Source organism: Nonomuraea sp. KM90 (assembly GCF_052246675.1).
Classification (GTDB): Bacteria; Actinomycetota; Actinomycetes; order Streptosporangiales; family Streptosporangiaceae; genus Nonomuraea.
The window spans coordinates 97,618-119,832 of record NZ_JBQQCB010000024.1; the positions used below are offsets into that span (position 1 = coordinate 97,618).

At 72.2% G+C, this 22,215-nt stretch carries 27 protein-coding genes; 12 read left to right on the top strand and 15 right to left on the bottom strand.

Annotation, left to right across the window (positions count from 1 at the left end):
• Positions 1-2 precede the first annotated feature (2 nt).
• Genes ACTWPW_RS24900 through ACTWPW_RS24920 form a run of 5 tightly spaced genes read left to right on the top strand, consistent with a single transcriptional unit; the run spans position 3 to position 4,396 of the window.
• Positions 3-551, top strand: a complete 549-nt coding sequence (locus ACTWPW_RS24900) for a D-sedoheptulose-7-phosphate isomerase (protein WP_364135003.1) — start codon at positions 3-5, stop codon at positions 549-551.
• Positions 548-1,888 carry a PfkB family carbohydrate kinase gene (locus ACTWPW_RS24905; protein WP_375114014.1) on the top strand — a complete coding sequence of 447 codons (1,341 nt, stop codon included), beginning with the start codon at positions 548-550 and terminating at the stop codon, positions 1,886-1,888. The genes ACTWPW_RS24900 and ACTWPW_RS24905 overlap by 4 nt, the downstream gene beginning before the upstream one ends.
• Positions 1,885-2,559, top strand: coding sequence for an SDR family oxidoreductase (locus tag ACTWPW_RS24910; RefSeq protein ID WP_364138585.1), 675 nt, complete (start codon positions 1,885-1,887; stop codon positions 2,557-2,559). The genes ACTWPW_RS24905 and ACTWPW_RS24910 overlap by 4 nt, the downstream gene beginning before the upstream one ends.
• A complete protein-coding gene (locus ACTWPW_RS24915; protein ID WP_375114015.1) occupies positions 2,550-3,437 on the top strand; it encodes a glycosyltransferase family 9 protein in 888 nt (295 codons plus the stop codon). Before ACTWPW_RS24910 ends, ACTWPW_RS24915 begins: the two co-directional genes overlap by 10 nt.
• Positions 3,434-4,396, top strand: coding sequence for a UDP-glucuronic acid decarboxylase family protein (locus ACTWPW_RS24920; protein WP_375114016.1), 963 nt, complete (start codon positions 3,434-3,436; stop codon positions 4,394-4,396). Before ACTWPW_RS24915 ends, ACTWPW_RS24920 begins: the two co-directional genes overlap by 4 nt.
• Before the next feature lie 37 nt (positions 4,397-4,433).
• Here ACTWPW_RS24920 and ACTWPW_RS24925 read toward each other — a convergent pair whose 3' ends face one another.
• The gene (locus ACTWPW_RS24925) at positions 4,434-5,396 is read right to left on the bottom strand and encodes an NAD-dependent epimerase/dehydratase family protein (RefSeq protein WP_443170040.1); all 963 of its coding nucleotides are present in this window, start codon (positions 5,394-5,396) and stop codon (positions 4,434-4,436) included.
• A 142-nt stretch (positions 5,397-5,538) separates the two neighbouring features.
• Here ACTWPW_RS24925 and ACTWPW_RS24930 point away from each other — a divergent pair, with 142 nt between their 5' ends.
• Positions 5,539-5,829 carry a hypothetical protein gene (locus ACTWPW_RS24930; protein WP_443170041.1) on the top strand — a complete coding sequence of 97 codons (291 nt, stop codon included), beginning with the start codon at positions 5,539-5,541 and terminating at the stop codon, positions 5,827-5,829.
• A 225-nt stretch (positions 5,830-6,054) separates the two neighbouring features.
• Here ACTWPW_RS24930 and mshC read toward each other — a convergent pair whose 3' ends face one another.
• The 5 genes from mshC to ACTWPW_RS24955 are packed head-to-tail and all read right to left on the bottom strand — an operon-like array spanning position 6,055 to position 9,977.
• A complete protein-coding gene (gene mshC / locus ACTWPW_RS24935; protein ID WP_375114018.1) occupies positions 6,055-7,278 on the bottom strand; it encodes a cysteine--1-D-myo-inosityl 2-amino-2-deoxy-alpha-D-glucopyranoside ligase in 1,224 nt (407 codons plus the stop codon).
• Between the two features lie 10 nt (positions 7,279-7,288).
• Positions 7,289-7,939 carry an NRDE family protein gene (locus tag ACTWPW_RS24940; RefSeq protein WP_375114019.1) on the bottom strand — a complete coding sequence of 217 codons (651 nt, stop codon included), beginning with the start codon at positions 7,937-7,939 and terminating at the stop codon, positions 7,289-7,291.
• Between the two features lie 32 nt (positions 7,940-7,971).
• Complete coding sequence (locus ACTWPW_RS24945) at positions 7,972-8,736, bottom strand: SCO1664 family protein (protein WP_443170042.1); 765 nt, start codon at positions 8,734-8,736, stop codon at positions 7,972-7,974.
• Entirely contained in the window at positions 8,733-9,281 is a 549-nt protein-coding gene (locus ACTWPW_RS24950) for a DUF3090 domain-containing protein (RefSeq protein WP_364136164.1), read from the bottom strand. The genes ACTWPW_RS24945 and ACTWPW_RS24950 overlap by 4 nt, the downstream gene beginning before the upstream one ends.
• A 9-nt stretch (positions 9,282-9,290) precedes the next feature.
• Positions 9,291-9,977: an MSMEG_4193 family putative phosphomutase gene (locus tag ACTWPW_RS24955; protein ID WP_375114020.1), complete on the bottom strand. Its 687-nt coding sequence runs from the start codon at positions 9,975-9,977 to the stop codon at positions 9,291-9,293.
• A 64-nt stretch (positions 9,978-10,041) separates the two neighbouring features.
• On the opposite strand from ACTWPW_RS24955, the gene ACTWPW_RS24960 reads away from it, so the two are divergent.
• Both ACTWPW_RS24960 and ACTWPW_RS24965 read left to right on the top strand, forming a co-directional pair.
• Positions 10,042-10,989 carry an aldo/keto reductase gene (locus tag ACTWPW_RS24960; protein ID WP_375114021.1) on the top strand — a complete coding sequence of 316 codons (948 nt, stop codon included), beginning with the start codon at positions 10,042-10,044 and terminating at the stop codon, positions 10,987-10,989.
• A gap of 160 nt (positions 10,990-11,149) precedes the next feature.
• On the top strand, positions 11,150-11,983 hold the full coding sequence (locus ACTWPW_RS24965; RefSeq protein ID WP_375114022.1) for a hypothetical protein: 834 nt from the start codon (positions 11,150-11,152) through the stop codon (positions 11,981-11,983).
• 53 nt (positions 11,984-12,036) lie between these two features.
• On the opposite strand, the gene fabI is transcribed toward ACTWPW_RS24965, so the two are convergent.
• Together fabI and ACTWPW_RS24975 are read right to left on the bottom strand one after the other, a co-directional pair.
• Positions 12,037-12,801: an enoyl-ACP reductase FabI gene (gene fabI / locus ACTWPW_RS24970; RefSeq protein WP_364136152.1), complete on the bottom strand. Its 765-nt coding sequence runs from the start codon at positions 12,799-12,801 to the stop codon at positions 12,037-12,039.
• Position 12,802: 1 nt separating this feature from the next.
• Positions 12,803-13,498, bottom strand: coding sequence for a beta-ketoacyl-ACP reductase (locus ACTWPW_RS24975; RefSeq protein ID WP_364136149.1), 696 nt, complete (start codon positions 13,496-13,498; stop codon positions 12,803-12,805).
• Between the two features lie 77 nt (positions 13,499-13,575).
• On the opposite strand from ACTWPW_RS24975, the gene ACTWPW_RS24980 reads away from it, so the two are divergent.
• Both ACTWPW_RS24980 and ACTWPW_RS24985 read left to right on the top strand, forming a co-directional pair.
• Positions 13,576-15,069: a TldD/PmbA family protein gene (locus ACTWPW_RS24980; protein WP_443170043.1), complete on the top strand. Its 1,494-nt coding sequence runs from the start codon at positions 13,576-13,578 to the stop codon at positions 15,067-15,069.
• Positions 15,066-16,436: a metallopeptidase TldD-related protein gene (locus ACTWPW_RS24985; protein WP_443170044.1), complete on the top strand. Its 1,371-nt coding sequence runs from the start codon at positions 15,066-15,068 to the stop codon at positions 16,434-16,436. The genes ACTWPW_RS24980 and ACTWPW_RS24985 overlap by 4 nt, the downstream gene beginning before the upstream one ends.
• Before the next feature lie 19 nt (positions 16,437-16,455).
• Here ACTWPW_RS24985 and ACTWPW_RS24990 read toward each other — a convergent pair whose 3' ends face one another.
• Both ACTWPW_RS24990 and ACTWPW_RS24995 read right to left on the bottom strand, forming a co-directional pair.
• The gene (locus ACTWPW_RS24990; protein WP_375114026.1) at positions 16,456-17,013 is read right to left on the bottom strand and encodes an arsenate reductase/protein-tyrosine-phosphatase family protein; all 558 of its coding nucleotides are present in this window, start codon (positions 17,011-17,013) and stop codon (positions 16,456-16,458) included.
• Positions 17,014-17,284: 271 nt separating this feature from the next.
• Positions 17,285-17,497 (bottom strand): dodecin, encoded by a 213-nt coding sequence (locus ACTWPW_RS24995; protein WP_364136137.1) that lies wholly within the window; start codon positions 17,495-17,497, stop codon positions 17,285-17,287.
• A gap of 99 nt (positions 17,498-17,596) precedes the next feature.
• Between ACTWPW_RS24995 and ACTWPW_RS25000 the strand changes: the two genes are divergently transcribed.
• Positions 17,597-17,911, top strand: a complete 315-nt coding sequence (locus ACTWPW_RS25000) for a DUF3099 domain-containing protein (RefSeq protein ID WP_364136134.1) — start codon at positions 17,597-17,599, stop codon at positions 17,909-17,911.
• A 305-nt stretch (positions 17,912-18,216) separates the two neighbouring features.
• Here the strand turns inward: ACTWPW_RS25000 and ACTWPW_RS25005 are convergent, their stop codons facing one another.
• The 3 genes from ACTWPW_RS25005 to ACTWPW_RS25015 all read right to left on the bottom strand — a co-directional run bounded on the left by ACTWPW_RS25005 (position 18,217) and on the right by ACTWPW_RS25015 (position 20,355).
• Positions 18,217-18,498: a DUF6457 domain-containing protein gene (locus ACTWPW_RS25005; RefSeq protein ID WP_443170045.1), complete on the bottom strand. Its 282-nt coding sequence runs from the start codon at positions 18,496-18,498 to the stop codon at positions 18,217-18,219.
• A gap of 188 nt (positions 18,499-18,686) precedes the next feature.
• On the bottom strand, positions 18,687-19,676 hold the full coding sequence (gene moaA, locus ACTWPW_RS25010) for a GTP 3',8-cyclase MoaA (RefSeq protein WP_443170046.1): 990 nt from the start codon (positions 19,674-19,676) through the stop codon (positions 18,687-18,689).
• Positions 19,677-19,989: 313 nt separating this feature from the next.
• Positions 19,990-20,355 (bottom strand): winged helix-turn-helix transcriptional regulator, encoded by a 366-nt coding sequence (locus ACTWPW_RS25015; RefSeq protein ID WP_443170047.1) that lies wholly within the window; start codon positions 20,353-20,355, stop codon positions 19,990-19,992.
• 114 nt (positions 20,356-20,469) lie between these two features.
• On the opposite strand from ACTWPW_RS25015, the gene ACTWPW_RS25020 reads away from it, so the two are divergent.
• Positions 20,470-21,117 carry an NAD(P)-dependent oxidoreductase gene (locus tag ACTWPW_RS25020; protein WP_364136122.1) on the top strand — a complete coding sequence of 216 codons (648 nt, stop codon included), beginning with the start codon at positions 20,470-20,472 and terminating at the stop codon, positions 21,115-21,117.
• Between the two features lie 63 nt (positions 21,118-21,180).
• Here ACTWPW_RS25020 and ACTWPW_RS25025 read toward each other — a convergent pair whose 3' ends face one another.
• The gene (locus ACTWPW_RS25025) at positions 21,181-21,678 is read right to left on the bottom strand and encodes a hypothetical protein (RefSeq protein ID WP_364136119.1); all 498 of its coding nucleotides are present in this window, start codon (positions 21,676-21,678) and stop codon (positions 21,181-21,183) included.
• Positions 21,679-21,834: 156 nt separating this feature from the next.
• The coding region (locus ACTWPW_RS25030) for a hypothetical protein (RefSeq protein WP_443170048.1) at positions 21,835-22,215 on the bottom strand (381 nt) is incomplete at its 5' end.

Here is a 22,215-nt window from a genome sequence, read left to right on the forward strand (position 1 = left end):
TCATGGATGCTCATCTGGAGAAACTCTGGAACACCCTGGAGAAGGTCGATGACCACGCGGTCACCGTCCGGGCCTGGGGAGGCAAGCTGGCCGGCGTGCTGGCCGCCGGGGGCAGGCTGCTGGCCTGCGGCAACGGCGGCTCGGCGGCCGAGGCCCAGCACCTGACGGCCGAGCTGGTCGGCAGGTTCAGGGAGGACCGGCAGCCGTACGCGGCGATCCCGCTGCACGCCGACGGCTCGTCACTGACGGCGATCGCCAACGACTTCGGCGCCGAGGAGGTCTACGCCCGCCAGGTGCGGGCGCACGGCCGGCCCGGCGACGTGCTGCTGTGCCTGTCCACCAGCGGCGGCAGCCCGAACGTGCTGGCCGCGGCCAGGGCCGCCCAGCAGGCCGGGCTCGTGGCCTGGGGCATGACCGGGCCCGCGCCGAACCCGCTGGCGGAGGTGTGCGACGAGGCCGTGGCCGTGCCCGCCGAGGAGACGGCCACCGTGCAGGAGGTGCATCTCGCGCTGATCCACCTGCTGTGTGACGCGGTGGAGGAGGCGCTGTGACGGGCGGGCCGCTGGTCGTCATCGGGGACACGGTGCTCGACGTGGACGTCGAGGGCGAGGCCGAGCGGCTCTGCCCGGACGCGCCCGTACCGGTGCTCGACGTGTCGGCCGAGCAGGGCCGGCCCGGCGGGGCCGGGCTGGCGGCGCTGCTGGCCGCCCGCGACGGCGCCGACGTCGTGCTGATCACGGCGGTCGGCGACGACCCCGACGGGCACCGCCTGTGCGGGCTGCTGTCGGAGGAGCTCGACCTCGTCCGGCTGCCGCTGCGCGGCGGGACCGTACGCAAGACGCGGGTCAGGTCCAGGGGCCAGACGCTGGTCAGGCTGGACACCGGCGACGGCACGGCCAGGTACTCGCCCACCGCCGAGGCGGCCGAGGCGATCGAGCGGGCCGGCGCCGTACTGGTCTCCGACTACGGCAGGGGCGTGGCCAGGATGGCCCACGAGCTGCTGCAGGAGAGCACCGTGCCGGTCGTGTGGGACCCGCATCCCCGGGGCGAGCGGCCGATGCCCGGCTGCGCGCTCCTCACGCCCAGCGAGGCGGAGGCGCGACTGCTGTGCCCGTCCGGCTCCTACCACGGCCCCGACCAGGCGGCCCGCCGCCTGGTCCGGGCGTTGCGGGCCAGGGCGGTGGCCGTCACGACCGGCGAGCGCGGAGCCGCGCTGGCCGTGGAGGGCGGCCCGCTGACCCAGGTCCCGCCGCCGGTCCGGGCCGGCGGCCAGGACGCGTGTGGCGCGGGCGACCGGCTCGCCGGTGCCGCGGCGCTGGCACTGCGCGACGGCGCCGGCACCGAGGAGGCGGTCACGATCGGCGTCGGCGAGGCCTCCCGCTTCGTCGAGCGCGGCGGGGCCGCCGGCGTGAAGGTGCAGGAGCAGCGGCTCGGCGACCGGCCGCGCACGGCCATCGAGGTGGCCCGGCTCACCCGGGCGTACGGCGGCCGGCTGATCGCCACCGGCGGCTGCTTCGACCTGCTGCACGCCGGCCACGTGAGCCTGCTGCGGCGGGCCAGGGCGCTGGGCGACGCGCTGGTCGTCTGCGTCAACTCCGACGACTCGGTACGCCGGCTGAAGGGCCCGCCGAGGCCCATCGTGGACGTACGCGACCGCGTCGAGGTGCTGCGGGCGCTGAGCTGCGTGGACGCGGTGCTGGTGTTCGACGAGGACACCCCCGCGACCGCCATCGAGCTGCTCCGCCCCGACGTGTGGGTGAAGGGCGGCGACTACGAGGGGGAAGTGCTGCCCGAATCCGAGGTCCTCGGCAGGCTCGGCGCGGAGACCGTCGTGCTGAGCACGCTGCCGGGGCGTTCGACAACCAATCTGATCAGGGAGATCCAGTGAATATTTTGATCACCGGGGGTGCCTCCGGGCTCGGCCTGGCCACCGCGGAGGCCGTGGAGAAGGAGGGCTGGAAGGCCCTGGTCGTCGACGTGCGGGAGCCGGACCAGCGCTTCGAGCACGTGACGGCGGACCTGGCCGACCGGGGGCAGGCCGAGCGCGCGGTACGCGAGCTGGCCGAGCGGGCCGGCGGCCTGGACGGCGTGGTGACGGCCGCGGGCATCGACGCGTGCGGGCGGCTGGAGGACGTCCCGGCCGACGACTGGGAGCGGGTCATCCGGGTGAACCTGCTGGGCACGGCCGCGGTCGTGCGGGCCGCGCTGCCGTACCTGAAGCACACCCGCGGCAAGGTCGTCACCTGCGCCTCGACGCTGGGGCTGCGGCCGCTCAGCGACGCCTCGGCGTACTCGGCCTCGAAGTTCGGCGTGGTCGGCTTCACCCGGGGGCTGGCGATCGAGCTGCGCGGGGAGGTGGGGGTGACCCTGCTGATCCCCGGCGGCATGCGGACGAGCTTCTTCGACGGCCGTCCCGAACAGTACAAACCGGGACCCGAGGCAGGGCTGAACGATCCGGCGCACGTGGCCCAGGCGATCGTCTTCGCGCTGCGGCAGCCGGCCGGATGTGAGGTGAGGGAGCTCGTCGTCTGCCCGTCCACGGAGACGTCATGGCCCTAGAACTCCTGGTGCTGCGCGGGCTCGGCCTGGGTGACCTGCTCACGGCCGTGCCCGCCCTGCGGGCGCTGCGCCAGGGCTTCCCCAAGCACCGGATCACGCTGGCGGCGCCCCGGGCGCTGGACGCCCTGCCGCCGCTGACCGGCGCGGTGGACGCCCAGGTGGACGTGTCGGGCCCGGGGCCCATCCCGCCGGACGCGCTGCCGTTCGAGCGGCCGGACATCGCGGTGAACCTGCACGGGAAGGGGCCCCAGAGCATCGAGGCGCTGCGCCGTACGGATCCGGGGCGGCTGATCAGCTTCGGCACCGGCCCCCCGTGGCAGGACGGCGTGCACGAGGTGCGGCGCTGGTGCGGCCTGCTGGAATGGCACGGCGTGCCCGCCGACCCGGCCGACCTGACGCTGGGCATCTCCGACCGTACGGGGCCCGCGATCGTGCATCCGGGCGCCGCCTATCCCGCGCGCCGCTGGCCGCCCGAGCGCTTCGCCGAGGTGGCCTCCGCGCTGGACGACGTGGTCGTCACCGGCACCGCGGCCGAAGTGCCGCTGGCCAGAAGGGTCGCCGAGCTGGCGGGCCTGCCGCCCGAGCGGATGCTGGCCGGACGGACCCGCATGGCCGACCTGGTCGACCTGGTCAGCAGGTCGAAGCTGGTGGTCTGCGGCGACACCGGCGTGGCGCACCTGGCGACGGCGTTCTGCGTGCCGTCGGTGGTGCTGTTCGGGCCGGTCTCCCCCGCGTTGTGGGGACCGCCGCCGGGCTGGCGCCACGTGGCGCTGTGGGCCGGGCAGAACGGCGACCCGCACGGGGAGCGGCCGGACCCCGGCCTGCTGAAGATCGAGGTTTCCGAAGTCGTCGACGCCGCCATGGAGGTCACATCGTGAGGGTTCTGGTCACCGGGGGCGCCGGGTTCCTCGGCTCCTATCTCTGCGAACGCCTGCTGGACGAGGGTGCGGACGTGGTCTGCATGGACAGTTTCCTCACCGGCGGGCCGCGCAACGTCGAGCACCTGCTGGAACGGCCGGAGTTCCGGCTCATCGAGTGCGACCTGACGGGGTACGTGCACGTACCTGACCGGCTGGACCTCGTCCTGCACTTCGCCTCGGCCGCCTCGCCGGCCGACTATCTGCGCTATCCGATCGAGACCCTGCGGGTGGGCAGCGTCGGCACGCTGCACGCGCTGGGGCTGGCCAGGGAGAAGGGCGCCCGGTTCGTGCTGGCCTCGACCAGCGAGGTGTACGGCGACCCGCTGGAGCACCCGCAGCGCGAGACGTACTGGGGCAACGTCAACCCCGTCGGCCCGCGCAGCGTGTACGACGAGGCCAAGCGCTTCGCCGAGTCCCTGACCACCGCCTACCGCCAGTCGCGCGGGACCGACACGGGGATCGTACGCATCTTCAACACCTACGGCCCGCGCATGCGCCCGTTCGACGGCCGGGCGATCCCGACGTTCATCCGGCAGGCGCTGACCGGCGAGCCGATCACCATCACCGGCGACGGCTCCCAGACGCGCTCCATCTGCTACGTCGAGGACACCGTGTCGGGCATCCTGGCCATGGCCCGCAGCGACTTCGCCGGGCCGGTCAACATCGGCAACCCCGACGAGCTGACCATGATGGAGCTGGCCACCCTGATCCGGGACCTGGCCGGGTCGTCGTCGGAGATCAGGTTCATCGACCGCCCGGCCGACGATCCCAAGGTCAGGCGGCCGGACACGTCACTCGCGGCCGAGCGGCTCGGCTGGCGGGCCCAGGTGCCGGCCACCGAGGGGCTGCGGCGCACGATCGACTGGTTCTCGATGGAACTGGCCGCGATCAAGCAGCTCGAACGGCTGGAGGTCTGACGGCCGCCGGGGCCCTGACGGGTGAGCGCTGTCCGGGTCAGCGCTGGTTGCCCGCGCGGAGCCAGGCGAGGTAGTCGGCCACCGCGCGCCCGGTGTCGTAAGCGGGCTCGAAGCCGGTGTCCTCGCGCAGCCGGGTGATGTCGAGCCAGGTGTCGCGCCCGGCCGGGTCGCGGCCCTCGGGCAGGCCGGCGCGGGCGTCCGGGACGAGCCCCCTGATCGCCGCGACCACCTCGCCGTTGGTGGTCAGGCGCCCGGACGCCACGTTGTACGTGCGGTGCCGCAGCCGCTCCGCCACCTGCAGCAGCGCGATGGCCCGGCCGCAGTCCTTGACGTAGCACAGGTCGATGCCGTCCTCGGTGTGCCCGCCGGCGCGGAGGGTGGACAGGTCGGGCTCGGCGCCGCGGGCGGCGGCGTGGACGAGCTGGGGCGCGGCGAAGAACGGCGACGGGGTGTGCCCGAGCGGCCCCCAGATGGCGGCGATGCGGTAGGTGACCGCCTCGACGCCCATTGCGCCGGCCAGGTGGCCGGCCATCAGCTCGCCGATCTTCTTGAACGCGGGGATCGGGTGGTACGCGGTCATCGGCAGCGGCAGGTCCTCGCCGAGCGCGCCCTCCGCGGTGACGCCGCCGTACACGCCGATGGTGCTGGCCAGCCCGAGCCGGCGCACCTGCCAGTCGCGGGCCGCCCGGAACACGTTGAGCAGACTCCTGACCGACTTCTCCGCCCCTTCGAGCGGCTCGTACGCGCCGGGCGGCCACGGTACGGACCCGGCGAGGTGCACGATGCCGGTGATCTTGTGGCGGTCGCCGATGTCGAGCAGTGACCGCTCGTCGGTGAGGTCGGCCCGCTCGACGAAGAGCCGCTCACCGGCCTCGGCCGCGAAGGCCGCCGGCATCTCTGCGGGGCGGCGCTGGACGAGCACGCACGACTCGCCGAGGTCGAGGAGGGCGCGGGTGGTGTGCGTGCCGATGAAGCCCAGCCCGCCGGTGATCAGGATCAATGGTCAGCCTTTCATATCATCAGCTTTACTGATAATCAGGCTAGCATGCTACGCAGCGGTAGTGGAGCCACGGCGGCGCTGGATGCGCACGAGCGCGTCCGGGGCCGCAGGACCGGCGGGAGACCTTCGGCTCCCGCGTGCAATGAGCGTTGAAGGCGATCTCGCGGTCGGGGAGGTGATCGATGAGACGGCCGACCAGGGAGACCGGCACGCGGCACCCGGCACGCGGTGGGCGGCACGGTGGGCGGTCGGCGCCGCCGCACGCGCCGTGCGCGCGGCGCGGGGCACGGCGCGGCGCGGCGCACAGCGAGGCGCGGCGCACAGCGAGGCGCGGCGCGGGGCACGCGGACGTGTCGGGGCGTGCAGGCTTGAGGCTGCCCTGGCCGACACGTCGTTCGCCCAGGGCTCGGGCGGCCCGCTCGGGAGCCGCTGAGGTTCCGCCCCGGTTCGGGCGGAAGCCGCTCAGGGCGCCAGGGGTGCGCTCGCCGGGACGCTCAACGCACCCTGGGTTCACGCCGGGACGCTCAGGTGCGCCCCGGGTGCGCTCTCGGGCTGCTGAGGGTGTGGCCCGAGACCGGCCTGAGCCGGTGCAGGCCCGTGCAGCCGGTGTGACCCGCGACCGTCCTGAGCCAGTGCGGGCCGGGGCGGGCCGGTTAAGTTAGAGCTTGACGCCCAGCAGGGCGTCGGCGAGGTCTCTTACCAGGCCGGGGGCGCCAGGATCGGTGCCGGGGCCGGTGAGGGCCTGGTCGGCCCAGGCGTCGATCGCGGCCAGCGCGCCCGGCGAGTCGAGGTCGTCGGCCAGCCGCTCGCGCACCGTGGCCAGCAGGTCGTCGGCGTTCGGACCCGCGGACAGCCCGGTCGCCGAGCGCCACAGCGCCAGCCGCCGCTCGGCCTCGGCCATCTGCTCGGGCACGTATTCCCAGTCGGCCCGGTAGTGGTGGGCCAGCAGCACGAGCCTGACCGCCATCGGGTCGTGCTCCAGGCGCAGCTTGGAGACGAAGACCAGGTTGCCCTTGGACTTCGACATCTTCTCGCCGTCGAGCGCCACCATCCCGGCGTGCGTGTAGAACTTCGCGAACGGCCACTCGCCGGTCGCGGCGTGCCCCTCGGAGGCGCCGCACTCGTGGTGGGGGAAGATCAGGTCGGAGCCGCCGCCGGCCACGTCGTAGCCGGGGCCCAGGTTGTCGAGGGCGATCGCGGTGCACTCGATGTGCCAGCCGGGCCGGCCCCGGCCCAGCCGCGACTCCCACGCGGGCTCGCCCGGCCGCTCGGCCCGCCACAGCAGCCAGTCGAGGGGGTCACGCTTGCCCGGCCGGTCGGGGTCGCCGCCGCGCTCGGCGAACAGGGCCAGCATCTCCTGCTCGTCGTAGCCGGACACCTGGCCGAACTTGGGGGCGTCGGCCACGCTGAAGTAGACGTCGCCGTCGAGGTCGTAGGTCACGCCCTTGGCCGCCAGCTGGACGATCAGCTCGGCCACGCCGCCGACGACCTCGGTGACCCCGACGTATTCGCGGGGCGGCACGATCCGCAGCGCCTCCATGTCGCTGCGGAACAGCTCGATCTCCCGCTCGGCCAGCTCCTGCCAGTCGACGCCGGTCTGCGCGGCGCGCTCCAGCAGCGGGTCGTCCACGTCGGTGGCGTTCTGCGTGTAGTGCACCTCGTGGCCCGCGTCGCGCCACATCCGGCCCACGAGGTCGAAGGCGTGGTAGGTGTTGGCGTGGCCGAGGTGGGTGGCGTCGTAGGGGGTGATGCCGCAGACGTACATCCTGGCGGTGGGCCCGGGATCGGTCTGCCGGACCTGCTTCGCCGAGGTGTCGTAGAGACGCAGCGGAATGCTCTCACCTGGGAGCTTGGGGACGTTCGGGGCAGACCACGATCTCATGCCTTTGAGCCTATCCGTCCCGATCGGCGGTCAGGTCGGTGAACTCGTACGTCACGCCGCCGGGCGCGATCGCGACCTCCATCACCGACAGGGAGGCGAAGATCCGCCCGTCCGGCAGCTCGTGCCGGATGATGAGCGCGCCGCGGTCGGAGGACGGCTCCGCCCTGATCAGCTCCCGCCATTCGGCGGTGTCCCGGAACCTGGGCAGGTACGCGAGGACCCGCTCGCTCGCGGGGTCGAGGCCCGAGTTGACGACCATGCTGGTGCCCGCGGGCAGCTCGGAGACGGACGCGCGCTCGCCGTCCCAGCTGCACATCCGCACCCGCGTCAGGTCGGCCAGCACCAGGTGGAAGGGGTCGTAGCGGCTCAGGTCGGGGCCCGGCAGCTCCCCGGTGCACGCCGCCCGCAGCGCCAGGTCGCCCCGCGAGACCTTCGTGGTCTCCTCGGCCGCCCGGCCGTGCCCGTTGAGCAGCGCCGCGGCGCGGCGGGCCGCCGGGTTGACGGCCAGCCAGGTGCCGCCGGCCTTGAGGTCGCGCCCGCCGATCACCCCCGGGTATTCCGGCCAGTGCTCCCCCGGCCCTTCCCAGGGCCGGTCGGCGAACTCATCCCGCACGCCCATGAGGGTCAGCGGCTGCCCGGATCTCACGATCAGCGTGCACATGGGCAAAGAGTATTAAACGGGCTTTGGCTCTTTCATATGGGGGGCCAGGGTATGGCGGGCCACCCCTCCGACGGGTACGGATGCACGCCGGTGTCCAGCAACCGCCTGACCCGCTGCCAGGTGGCCTCCACCTCGGCCAGCGTCAGCAGCTCGCGCAGCCTGCGGCCCAGGGAGCCGGACTCGATGTCGCGCTCGAGCTTGGCCAGCACCGCCACCGCCTCGCGGGCCAGCGGCTTGCCGCGCCACTGCCACAGCACGGTGCGCAGTTTGTCCTCGACGGAGAAGCAGACCCCGTGGTCGACGCCGTAGACGTGGCCCGTGGGCAGCGGCAGCAGGTGACCGCCCTTGCGGTCGGCGTTGTTGACCACCGCGTCGAACACCGCCATCCGGCGCACGACCGGGTTGCGGCTCCTGACCAGCCGCATGAGGTCGATCTCGCGCTCGGTGTCGATCCAGAGCTGGCACATGCCCGGCCCGAAGGGCCCGTCGCGGTAGACCGTGGGCGGCACGATGCGCCAGCCGGTCGCCTGGGAGACCTCGAAGGCGGCCACCTCGCGGGCGGCGAGGGTGCCGTCGGGGAAGTCCCACAGGGGGCGCTCGCCGCGTACGGGCTTGTAGACGCAGGCGGCCGAGCGCGCACCCAGCTTGACCGAGCAGTAGAGCGTCATGTTGGTCGCCTCGACGAGGCGGCCGGCGACCTCCAGGCTGCCGTCGCGCAGCAGCGCGAGCGCCTCCTCGTCATGCATGGACGGCGGTGGGGAGGGCTTGATGGCCGGTTCGCTCTCGGGAGCGGTCATGAAGCCGCCTCACCCCCGCGGTAGCCGTTGAGACGTACGCAGACGTGTCCGGCGGCGTCGAGCGGCTGCCCGCACAGGGGACACGGCGGGCGGCCCGCCGCGACGATCTGGAGGGCTCGCTGGGTGAAGGCGCGAGCGGCTCCCGCGCTGATGCGCACGCGCAGCACAGCGGGGTCGGGAGTCTCCAGATCGTCTTCGTCGATGACCTCCTGCGCCTCTATCACCACCTGGGACTTCTCGGCGTCCCATGTCAGCGCCATGGTGCCGACGCGGAAGTCCTCCGCGACCGGCACGTCGAGAGGGGCGTCGTCGGCCAGGTCGGCGGGGGCGAGCGCGGGCACCTGCGCGGTGCCCCCGCTGAGCCGCAGCACCTCGTCGAGCAGCTCGTCGAGCCTGCCCGCGAGTGCGGCGACCTGCAGCTTCTCCAGCGTCACCGTGGTCAGTCTGCCCTCGGCCCTGGCCTGCAGAAAAAAGACCCGTGCGCCCGGCTGCCCCAAGGCACCGGCGACGAACCTCTCTGGTGGGTCGTAGTCGAAGACCGGCATAGCCTGACCTTACGTGGTTCCGGGTCCGCCGCCGACGGCGGCATCGCTCCCGGTGATGTTTTCTCCCCCGTCTTTCTCCTCCGAATCCTCGGGAAGCCTCAATTCCCCCATATCGTTGACCCTGAGAACAAAGGGACGCAAGGGGGCATAGCGAATGACGGTGAGGGCCGCCGGATCGGCCGTTATCCGTTGAAATTGATCGAGGTGGAGGCCCAGGGCGTCCGCGACGATCGCCTTGATCACGTCGCCGTGGCTGCACACCAGGTAGACACCCTTCACCCCGAGGCGCTGGTTCCATTCGCGGACCGCCGCGACCGCGCGATGTTGCATTCCGGCCAGCGATTCCCCTTCCGGAAATGTCACCGCGCTCGGGTGTGCCTGCACGACCTGCCACAACGGGTCCTTGGCGAGCTCCTTCAGCGGGCGCCCGGTCCACTCGCCGTAGCCGCACTCGATGAAGCGGTCGTCGGTCACCACATCGAGTTCGCGTTCCTCGGCGACCGCTTGCGCCGTTTCCCGGCAGCGCTCCAGCGGGCTGGAGACAATGGCGTCGAGCCTGACGCCCGCGACGCGCCCGGCGAGCGCGGCGGCCTGCGCCCTTCCCGCCTCGCTCAGATGCACACCCGGGGTGCGGCCGGCCAGCACCGGCCCGGTGAGGTCCGTCAGCCCGTGCCGGGCCAGAAGCAGCGTGGTCATCAAGCAAGTGTCGCAGGCGTCGATCACAACGTTTCATCGACCTGAACGGTAACCTGGCGGGATCATGGAGCAGCGCTATGTCGGCCACAGTGGCCTGTCGGTGTCCCGGCTGGGGCTCGGCACGATGACCTGGGGGCGTGACACCGACGCGGACGAGGCCGCCGCCCAGCTCCGCACGTTCCTTGACGCGGGCGGCAATCTCGTCGACACGGCCGACGTCTACACCGGCGGTGACTCCGAGCGGCTGCTGGGCCGGATGTTGCGCGACTCCGTTCCGCGCTCCGAGCTGGTGATCTCCACCAAGGCCGTGGTGACGCCGACGGGTCGCCGCCCGCGCGACGCCTCCAGGCGCCACCTGATCGCCGCCGTGGACGACTCGCTCAACCGCCTCGGGCTCGACTACGTCGACCTGTGGCAGCTCCACACGTACGACGCCGAGGTGCCGCTGGAGGAGACGATGGCCGCGCTCGACGCGATCGTCTCCTCGGGCCGCGCCGTCTACGCGGGCGTCTGCGACTACGCCGGCTGGCAGCTCGCCGCCGCCGCGGTCACCCAGAAGATGGTCCCCGGCCGCATCCCGATCACCGCGGCCCAGGCCGAATACTCCCTGCTGGCCCGCGAGCCGGAGCGCGAGCTGCTGCCCGCCGCGGCCCATCTGGGCGTGGGCGTGCTGGCCTGGTCGCCGCTGGGGCGCGGGGTGCTGACCGGCAAATACCGCACCGGCATCCCGGCCGACTCCCGCGCGGCCACCCCGCACTTCGCCGACTTCGTCCGCCCCTACCTGGACGAGCGCAGCCGCCGGGTCGTGGAGTCGGTCATGACCGCCGCCGACGGGCTCGGCGTGTCCCCGCTGGCCGTGGCCCTGTCGTGGGTCCGCGACCAGCCGGGCGTCGCCTCGGCCATCGTCGGCGCCCGTACGCATGCGCAGCTCAAAGGCGTTCTTCCGGCGGAAGACGTGGTGCTGCCGATTGAGATCCGAGAGGCCCTCGATGACGTGTCGTCCCTCGACTGACCCGATGGACGGGAGCCGCCGGCCCCCGGCCGACAGGGAACGAGAGACTCTCTCGCGTATCACTAGTCGATACCGAATCGCAACTTTACCCGGTAAACACCTGCGTCTGACGCGCGATGTCCATAAAGATTTCCCCCGGAAGCGACGCAGGAGGGGACGGATGGGGAGCAGGACCGCGATCTCGGCTGGAGTTCTCGCGGTGGCGCTGGCGGCCGTCCCGGTGGCGGCGCCTGCCGCCTCGGCGGCGGCCCAGGACTGCACGCGCGACGGGGGTCTGCTCTCGGGGGTGACCAACACCCTGTGCGACGTCGTCGAGGCGGTCACGGGCACGGTCGACACCCTGACCGGCGGCACGACCGACAAGGTCACGGACGGGCTGGACAAGACGACCGACGAGGTGCTGGGCCGCGTCGGCGAGGCGGTGCCGACCACCAAGACCACACCCGGCAGGCCGGCCAAGCCGTCATCGACGCCGAGCTCGTCGCCGACCAGGACGGGGCTGGTGCCCGAGACGCTCGATGACGTCTGCCTGCCGGTGCTGGCCTGCGAGGACCAGGGGGTCGTCGGCAGGGCGACGCCGCGGCCGACGCCCACGCCGTCGCCCGGGCGTACGGGCGGGCGCCTGGAGGGCGAGGAGCGGGCCTCGGCGGTGCCGACCACGCAGCCCTCCCGGCCGGAGAGCCGGCCGCAGCTCGTGGACACGGGCCGGCCGGTGGCCGAGAAGAAGACCGCGCACGCCGAGGAGCCCCGGGTGGACCTGCTGTGGCCCAACCCGTTCGCGCACGAGCTGGCGGTGCCGATGCAGGATCAGCGCGTGGTGCGGCCGAGCCCGCCGGCCTCCGACGTGATCGGGACGGTGCTGACCATCGCGCTGCTGGGGTCGGCGGTGCTGGCCACGCGGATCGTGCAGCAGCGCCGGCACCGTACGGAACCGACGGAGTCGATCCCGTTCGAGCCGGCGCGCGCGGGCAGCGGGCGGCACCGCCTGGCCTGACCGTCCCCCGAGCCCCTGAGCCCCCGAGCCCGCGGGCTCGGGGGCTCAGGGGGTCAGCCGCCGATGGCGTGGACGCCGCCGTCGACGTGGACGATCTCACCCGTCGTCGCCGGGAACCAGTCGGACATCAGCGCCACGCAGGCCTTGGCCGCCGGGACCGTGTCGGACAGGTCCCAGCCCAGCGGGGCCTTCTCCGGCCAGCTGTCCTCGAACTCCTTGAAGCCCGGGATCGACTTGGCCGCCATCGTGCGCAGCGGCCCGGCCGCCACCAGGTTGACCCGGATGTTCTGCTTGCCCAGGTCGCGGGCGAGGTAGCGGTTGCAGGACTCGAGCCCGGCCTTGGCCACGCCCATCCAGTCGTAGACCGGCCACGCCTTGGAGGCGTCGAAGTCGAGGCCGACCACCGCCCCGCCCTCCTTCATCAGCGGCAGGCAGGCCACGGCCAGGGACTTGAACGAGTAGGTCGACACCTGCAGCGCCGTGGCGACGTCTTCCCACGAGGTGTTGAGGAAGTTGCCGCCGAGCGCCGTCTGCGGGGCGAAGCCGATCGAGTGGACGACCCCGTCGAGCCCGTCGACGTGCTCCCCCACCCGGGCCGCGAGCGTGTCGAGGTGCTCGTTGTTCTGGACGTCGAGCTCCAGCACCGGCGCCGGCTGCGGCAGGCGCTTGGCGATGCGCTCCACCAGGCTCAGCCGCCCGAAACCGGTCAGGACGACCGTGGCGCCCTCCTCCTGGGCCAGCTTGGCCACCGAGAAGGCGATCGAGGCGTCGGTCAGGACGCCCGTGACGAGGATCCGCTTGCCTTCGAGAATTCCCACGTCAGTGCCCCATTCCGAGTCCGCCGTCGACGGGGATCACGGCCCCGGTGATGTAGGAGGCGTCGTCGCTCGCCAGGAAGCGCACGACGCGCGCCACCTCCTCGGGGACCGCCTGCCGCCCGAGCGGGATGTTGGCCACGATCGCCTCCTGGTCGAGGTCGGCGGTCATGTCGGTGGCCACGAAGCCCGGCGCGACGACGTTGACCGTGATGTTGCGGGAGCCGTATTCGCGGGCCAGGGAGCGGGCGAAGCCGACCAGGCCGGCCTTGGAGGCGGCGTAGTTGGCCTGGCCCGCCTGGCCGCTCAGGCCGACGACGGAGGAGATGAGGACGATCCGGCCGCGCTTGAGCTTCATCATGGGCCTGATGGCCCGCTTGGCGACGCGGTAGGCGCCGGTCAGGTTGGCGTCGATGACGTCGGTGAAGGTCTCCTCCTTCATCATCGCGAGCAACGTGTCCTTGGTGATGCCGGCGTTGGAGACCAGGACCTCGACCGGGCCGTGCTCGGCCTCGACCTTCTCGAACGCGGCCTCGACGTCGGCCGTGCTGGTGACGTCGCAGCGCACGCCGAACAGGCCCTCGGGCGGCTCCCCGGATCGGTAGGTGACCGCGACGGCGTCGCCTGCCGCGGCGAGTTCACGGGCGATCGCGAGGCCTATGCCGCGATTGCCCCCGGTGACGAGTACAGAGCGTGCCATGAGACCTGACGCTATCTCCTACCCGCCGGTATCGGCTTGTCCGGGTGAGACAAGATCACAGGGTTAGGATCGTGGACATGCGCCAGATCGATCCCGACTTCCTGGAACTGCCGCTGCGGCAGCTCGCGGACGCCGCGCTGCAGCGTGCCCGCGACCTCGGCGCCGAGCACGCCGACTTCCGGCTCGAACGCGTCAGAGCGGAGACCCTGAGCCTGTACGACGCCCGGCTCGAGGGCGCCATGGACGCCGACGACCTGGGCTACGCCGTGCGCGTCGTCAAGGGCGGCACGTGGGGGTTCGCCGCCGGCATCCACCTGACGCCGCAGGCCGCCGCCGTGGTGGCCGAGCAGGCGGTGCGGGTGGCGGAGGTGAGCGCCCCGATCAACCGGGAGCCCATCGAGCTGGCGCCCGAGCCGGCGCACGCGGAGGCCGTGTGGGTGTCGGCCTACGACGTCGACCCGTTCGACGTGGCCGCGGCCGACAAGGTGGGCCTGCTGGCGGAGTGGTCGGCCGGGCTGCTGAAGGGCGCCGACCACGTCTCCGCGCGGCTGCTGCAGGTCAAGGAGCAGAAGTTCTACGCCGACACGGCCGGCACCGTGACCACGCAGCAGCGGGTGCGGGTGCATCCGAAGCTCAACGCGATGAAGGCGGCCGAGAGCGGCTTCGACGACATGTCGACCATCGCGCCGCCGGTCGGGCGCGGGTACGAATACCTGACCGGCACCGGCTGGGACTGGCCGGACGAGCTGGCCAGGCTGCCCGAGCTGCTGGCGGAGAAGCTGGCGGCGCCCTCGGTCGAGGCGGGCGACTACGACCTGGTGATCGATCCGTCCAACCTGTGGCTGACGATCCACGAGTCGATCGGCCACGCCACGGAGCTGGACCGGGCGCTGGGCTACGAGGCGGCCTACGCCGGCACCAGCTTCGCCACGTTCGACCAGCTCAACGAGCTCGTCTACGGCTCTCCCCTGATGAACGTGACCGGCGACAGGACGGTCACCCACGGCCTGGCCACGATCGGCTACGACGACGAGGGCGTGCGGGGGCAGAGCTTCGACATCGTCAAGGACGGCATCCTGGTGGGCTACCAGCTCGACCGGCGGATGGCGCTGATGAAGGGGTTCGGGCGGTCCAACGGGTGCGCGTTCGCCGACTCGCCGGGCCACATGCCGATCCAGCGCATGGCCAACGTGTCGCTGGCGGCGGCGCCCGACGGGCCCTCGACGGACGAGCTGATCGCGGGCGTCGAGCGGGGCATCTACATCGTCGGCGACAAGAGCTGGTCGATCGACATGCAGCGCTACAACTTCCAGTTCACCGGGCAGCGGGCGTACCGGATCTCGCACGGGAAGCTGGCGGGGCAGGTCAGGGACTTCGCCTACCAGGCCACGACGACGGACTTCTGGCAGTCGATGGAGGCGGTCGGCGGGCCGGGGACCTACGTGCTCGGCGGCGCCTTCAACTGCGGCAAGGGACAGCCGGGACAGGTCGCGCCGGTCAGCCACGGATGTCCGTCGGCGCTGTTCAGGGGCGTGCGGATCCTCAACACGGTGCAGGAGGGCGGGAAGTGACGCCTCAGGAGATGGTGGAGAGGGCACTCGAGCTCTCCGGTAACGACGCCTGCGTGGTGCTCGTGGACGAGGGGTCCACGGCCAACCTGCGCTTCGCGGGCAACACGCTGACCACGAACGGCGTCGCCCGGTCCGCGCAGCTGACCGTGATCTCGATCGCGGGGCAGGGCGTGGGCGTGGTGTCGCGGTCGGCCGTACGCGACGAGCAGCTCGCCGACGTGGTGGCGGCGGCCGACGCGGCGGCGCGCGACGCGCAGCCCGCCGAGGACGCCCGCGAGCTCGTCGCGGGCGGCGCAACCTCGCCCCACTGGGACGATGAGGTGCGGCCGACCGACATCGGGGTCTACGAGGGGTTCGCGCCGGCGCTCGGCGACGCGTTCGCCGCGGCGGAGGCCGGTGGCAGGAGGCTGTACGGCTTCGCGGAGCACTCGCTGACCTCGACCTTCCTCGGCACCTCCACGGGCGTGCGGCTGCGGCACGACCAGCCGACCGGCCGTCTGGAGCTCAACGCCAAGTCGGCCGACCTGAAGCGCTCGGCGTGGACCGGCGTGTCCACGCCGGACTTCACCGACGTCGACGTGGCCGCCCTCGACTCCGCCCTGGCCCAGCGCCTGGAGTGGGCCAAGACCCGGGTGGACCTGCCGGCGGGCCGCTACGAGACGCTGCTGCCGCCGAGCGCGGTGGCCGACCTGATGATCTACCTGTTCTGGTCGGCGGGCGCCAGGGACGCGCTGGACGGGCGCTCGGTGTTCGCCAAGCCCGGCGGGGGCACGCGGGTGGGCGAGCAGCTCGCCCGGCTGCCCGTCTCGCTGTCGAGCGACCCCGGGGCGGCGGGCATCGCGTGCGCGCCGTTCGTGACGGCGCACGCCTCCAGCAGGCAGAGCTCGGTGTTCGACAACGGGCTGCCGCTGGGGCCGACCGACTGGATCAGCGACGGGCGGCTGGAGTCGCTGCTGCAGACCCGCTACTCGGCGGAGCTGAGCGGGCTGCCGGTGACGCCGGGCATCGACAACCTGATCATGTCGGGGCCCGAGGGCGGGCGGTCGCTGGAGGAGATGATCGCCTCCACGCGGCGCGGGCTGCTGGTCACCTGCCTGTGGTACATCCGCGAGGTCGACCCCCAGACGCTGCTGGTGACCGGGCTGACCAGGGACGGCGTCTACCTCGTCGAGCACGGCGAGGTCGTGGGCGAGGTGAACAACTTCCGCTTCAACGAGAGCCCGGTGGACCTGCTGGGACGGCTGACGGAGGTGGGCGCCGCCGGGCGGACGCTGCCGCGCGAGTGGAACGACTACTTCCAGCGCACGATCATGCCGGCGGTGCGGGTGCCCGACTTCAACATGTCCACGGTCAGCCAGGCGAGCTGACGCCCCTCACGGGCCCTCCTCAGCGGGGGCCCAGGAGGGCGGCCAGGGCGTGGCTGAGCGACTCGCCGAGCGTCTTGGCGCACGCCTCGTAGCCTTCGGGCGGGCCGCCGTACGGGTCGTACACCTCCAGGGCCCGCCGCTCCTCGCGGCGCTCGGCGGCCGACTGGACGATCGCGCGCGCCCGCTCCGCCGTGTCGGAGCGGTAGCGGCGCCCTCCGGCGCCGGCCGCCAGCGCGGCGAACTCGGGCAGCGTGAACGTCTTGCGCGCCGCCTGCGGGTCGAGGGAGACGGCCACGGCGCGGTGCCCGTTCTCCATGGTCAGCAGCAGGTCGGAGGACCTGACGAGATCGAGGTCCAGCACGCGGGCCCGGTGCGTGCGGCCGTCGAGGCCCAGCCTGCCCAGGGCGGCGACCGCGTGGGGGGCCATCGGGTGGCCGACCAGCGCGCGCACGCCCGCGCTCCCCGTGGCCACGGGCATGGCCGCGGAGTGGAGCATCGCCTTGGCGATCACCTCTGCCATGGCGGAACGGCAGATGTTGGCCGTGCACACCAGCAGGATGCGGAACTCACCACTCACGCCCGCCAATCTAATCGCTCCCGCCGTCCCGGGTGGGGCAGATTCGTGGCGGGCGCCGGCGCCGTGGGGGCCGCTGAGGCGTTCCCGAACGCGGGCGCGGCGCTGAGGCGTTCCCGGGCGCGGGTGTGGCACTGAGCGTGTTCCTCAGCGCGGGTGCGGTGCTGAGGCGTTCTTGGGCGTGGGCGCGGCGCTGAGACGGGCGCTGAGGCGTTCCGGCGGGCGGGCCGGCGGAGCGGGTGGCGGACGGCCGTCCCGCCCCGCGGCCGGCGGCTCAGGTGTCCTCGAGGCGGAAGCCCACCTTCATGCCTACCTGGAAGTGCGCGACCTCTCCCGCGTCGAGGTGCCCGCGGATCTCGGTCACCTCGAACCAGTCGAGGTGCCGCAAGGTCTCGGACGCCCTCTTGAGGCCGTTGCGGATGGCCTGGTCGACGCTCTCCCCCGATGTGCCGACGATCTCGGTGACCCGGTACGTACGATCCGTCATCTCCACATCCTCCTTACTCGAAGGCCATGATCGCATGACCTCCCTCCCCGCCCGGGGGTGCCGTGGCGACCCGGCCCTCCTGGGTCTACCGTGGGAACTATGAAGGGGTGGCGCAAGAAACCGGATGTCCACCAGGTGACGGACGCCAAGCCGTCGCTGACGTCCGACATCCGCAAGCGGGAGATCAGCTACCTCATCAAGATGGGGATCCGCACGCTCTGCCTGATCCTGGCCGTGGTGGTGCCGGTGCCGTGGCCGTACCGGCTGCTGTTCATCGCGGCGGCGGTCTTTTTGCCATACATAGCGGTAATCGGGGCCAATGAGAGGGGCGAGGCAGGCCCGCCACCTACCTTTCAGTCCCCTGAGGCTAACCAAACCGAGATACCGCTGCATCGACGCGAGATCGGGTCGTGACTAAGTCTTGACGCATCCCACGGGTTGTAGGTGTACGCTTTAGCCATAGCGCTCCGGTCCCCCGTCGGAGTGCTGGTGCCGGCGTTCCGGGCCCCCGTCGGAACGCCGATGAAGCGACGCCGGGTGGTTTGCCCCCGTAACCACCCGGCGTCGCCCTTTTCCCGGCCGTGATTTGATCACTCCACGCGATCCACGCAGTTGGATAGGGCGGCTTTCCCGAAATCGTTTACACTCGCCCCCGCCTCGTTATTCCCAGGAAATCTTCAGGCGGGTGGCGAGCTTGACTTCAAGAGTTCGTTCGAGTCTTAGCCGTCTGTCAGCGTCTCAGTTGTCGCCTGACCCCAGTTCTTCGCCAATGTGGTCAGTCGCGCCACAGCGTCCTCAGGGGCCACGCCGGCGCCCTGGGCCAGGCCGAGCAGGTACGCCGTCAGCGGCGCGGCCGGCCTGGCGACGCCGTGGGCGACCTCCTTGGTGAGCTCGAGAATCTGGTCCCGGTCCACCAGCGCCGGGTCGATGCCCAGCTCCTTGCAGGCCAGGCTGGTCCATTCGTTCAGCACGTGCATATGAGCCTCCTCCAGGTCGTTCATGGTGTCTTGGTCGAACCAGGGGCGTCCGTTCCCGGCGGTGCGAGGCGGACGCGCGACGGCCAGGGGGCCCGAGCCGCCGGCCGGCGCGGAAGTGCCGTCACCCGGCCCGCCAGACGGAGCGGCCCGGCAGCGCCCGGCACGCCGGTCTGAGCAGCGGCGGGCGGTGCCGGGGCGCCGGGCATGGCGCTTCAGCCCCCGATGGCGGACATGGGGCGGGAGGGCTGGAGGAAGGACGGGTCGTCGATGCCGTGGCCCGCACGCTTGCGGGACACCGCCACCATCCACCGCTCGACCAGCTCCTCGTCCGAGGCCCCGGCGCGCATCGCCGTCTTCAGGTCGGACTCCTCGGTGGCGAACAGGCAGTTGCGCACCTGGCCGTCGGCGGTGAGGCGGACCCGGTCGCACGCGCCGCAGAACGGCCGTGTCACCGAGCCGATCACGCCGACCCGGGCGGGCCCGCCGTCCACGAGGAACCGCTCGGCCGGGGCGCTGCCGCGCTCCTCCAGGTCGTCGGGCGTGAGGTCGAAGGAGGCGGACAGGAGGCCGAGGATCTCGTCGGCGGTGACCATGTCCTCGCGGCTCCAGCCGTGCTGGGCGTCGAGCGGCATCTGCTCGATGAAGCGCAGCTCGTAGCCCCGGGCCAGGCACCAGCGCAGCAGCGGCGCGGCCTCGTGGTCGTTGACGCCGCGCATGAGCACCGTGTTGACCTTGACGGGGCGCAGGCCGGCGGCGTCGGCGGCGGCGAGCCCGTCGATCACGTCGGCGTGCCTGTCGCGGTGCGCGAGCCGCTTGAACGTGCCGGCGTCGAGCGTGTCGAGGGAGACGTTGACCCGGTGGAGGCCGGCGGCGGCCAGCGGCTCGGCGAGGCGGGCCAGGCCGATGCCGTTGGTGGTCAGGGAGATCTGGGGCCTGGGGGACAGCGTGGTGGTGCGGGCGACGATGTCGACCAGCTCACGCCGCAGAAGGGGCTCGCCGCCGGTGTAGCGGACCTCGGTGACCCCGAGCCGCTCGACGGCGATCGTCACGAGCCGGACGATCTCGTCGGCGGTGAGAAGCTTCGCGTTGGGCAGCCAGTCGAGGCCCTCGGGAGGCATGCAGTACGTACAGCGCAGATTGCACTTGTCCGTGAGGGACACCCGAAGATCTGTCGCCACCCGTCCGAACGAGTCTCGCAACACGGGGCGTCACCTCCTGTTCGTTTGAGCCAGAGGGCCAGACTACGTCGGCGGTCGGCCTGCGCTCAAAATCCGCCTCTTCATCGCACGACAACACATTCTTCCCTAGATCGATTCCTTGCCGGTGGGGGACGTTTCCGGCGTTTCCGGACGGCGGTCCGCAGTCCTTCGCGCGGCATCAGCCGTCTACCAGGGCGGCGGCGCGGGCGCGGCGTCGTCGGCGATCGGTACGGGGGGCGGTCGGCGGTCTCGTGGGTGCCTCGTACACGTCCTGGCGGGACATGGCGCCGGCGCCCCGAGAGCGCGTGGGTGCCGGTCAGAGGGCGGCGTGCCAGGACTCGCGGGCGCGCACCAGCTCCGCCAGGTGCTTGCGCGACCACTCGCAGCCGGCGTTCATCGGCTCCAGGAGGCTGCGGCCGAGGTCGGTGAGAGCGTATTCGACGCGGGGCGGGATCTCGGCGTACGCGGTGCGGGTGAGCAGGCCGTCGCGCTCCATGGCGCGCAGGGACTCGGTGAGCACCTTCGGGGTGATGCCGCGCAGGACCGTCTGGAGCTCGTTGAAGCGGCGCGGGCCGAGCTCCAGGCAGCGGATGATCTTCGCGGTCCACTTGTCGCCGATGCGGATCGGCGCGGCGACCGGCGGGCAGCCGGTGAACATGTACGGATCGAGGGGCTCGGCCATCCCGTCATCGTAGGCAACTATCGTTGCGGAAAGCGACATCTCCCCATCTACCGTCTGCGGAGGCGGCCGGGCGGTCCGGCCGCCGGTCGGGATCGCGTGGACGGAGTGTGTGGCATGAGCAGGATCGTGGTGTTCGGCGCCGGCGGGCGGGCCGGGGTGAAGGTGGTCGCGGAGGCGGCCGGGCGCGGGCACGAGGTGACGGCCGTGGTGCGGGATCCGGGGAAATATCCGGATCTGGGCGGCGAGAGGGTGCGGGTGCTGGCGGGAGACGTCACCGACGCCGCCGGCGTGGCCGGGCTCGCGGCGGGGCACGACGCGGCGCTGCAGGTCGCGGCGCGGCTGGACATGCCGTCGGAGGAGTTCTACACCGCGGCCGCGCGGGCCCTGGTGGACGGGCTGGCGCGGGCCGGGGTGCCGCGGCTGGTGGCGCTGGGCATCGGGAGCCTGCTGGAGGTCTCGCCCGGGGTGCGGCTCGTGGACACGCCGGGGTTCCCGGCCGACGCGCGGGCGTTCTCGCTGGGGCACGCCGCGGAGCTGGAGGTGCTGGAGGGGTCGGCGCTCGACTGGGTGGTGATCGCGCCGCCGCCCGTGTTCCTGGACGCCGAGGCGGGCAGGACGGGGCGGTACCGGTTCGGGGACGGGCGGGTGCCGGAGTCCGGGGAGGGGGATCCGGCGTTCTCGTACGCGGATCTGGCGGTGGCGCTCGTGGACGAGGTGGACCGTCCCCGGCATCACCGGGTTCAGGTCGCCGTGTCCTATTGACGGCGTTCACGGCCCCGGACATGGCGGACGCCCGGCCGGGGTCGGCCGGGCGTCCGGGTGTGACTAGTGGCGGTGGCCGACGACCTTGACCCAGTCCTTGCCCTCCGAGGGCGCCAGGTAGCGGCTCCCCTCGAAGACCGCGCGCCACGTGCCCGACGTGCGGGCCGGCACCCTCAGACCGAAGTAGCCCTTGCCGCCGGTGCGGACGGTGTCCACGTGCTCCCAGCGGCCGCTGCCGTCAGGCTGGAAGAGGATCACGATCCGCTTGTACGCCAGGCGGTGCCAGCGCTCCGACTTCTTGCAGGTGTCGGCGTGGTGCACCGAGACGAAGCCGCTGATGTAGTCCTCGTCGCACTGCACGGAGAGCTTGCCCTCAAGGGTGAGGGGCTTGCCCCGCCACGCGGGCTCCGGGTTCGCGTCGAACTGCAGGGTCGTGTAGCCGCCCGCGACGTCGGGGTCCAGGCCCGGGTCCGGGTCCGCGAGCGCGGGCGAGGCGGCGGTGGCCACCATCGTGGCGCCCAGGGCAGCAGCCGCCAGACCGGCGGCTAGGCGTCGCATCATCAAAATCAGATTTCCTTCCCCGTCTGGAAAACGCACCCCAAGCCGGGGCACGTCACCGCCAATGACGCGTAAGGGGAAGGAAAAGTTGCGACAAAGTTGATCACGATTCGGCAACGGCGTTTCGTGTGGCGTTTGATGCGCTTTTTGGTTCAGGCACTATTGCGCGATTTGTCGGGATTTAGAGACATCTGAGGCGTAGTGTCCTGTTCCGGGGTAGCGGACGCGCCAGTAGCCGCCCGTGCGACCCTGCACCGTGCCCATGAACGCGCCGGCCGCGTCCGTGGTCGTCTCCCCCACCGTCTCCCAGGCCGCGGCCTCGTCCGGACGCCAGAGGATCTCGAGCCGCTGCTTGGCGAACGGGCCGTAGTCGGTGAGGCCGCGCGGGTCCACCCGGGTCAGCGAGCCACGCATGCGTACGCCGTCCGTACGGGCCGACTTCTCCGCCCGTACCTCCGAGAGCCTGGTCTCGCGCCTGAGCTCGAACGACGCGTACTCCGTGATCGTCGCCCCGCCCGCGCCCCTGGCGGTGGCGGTGAT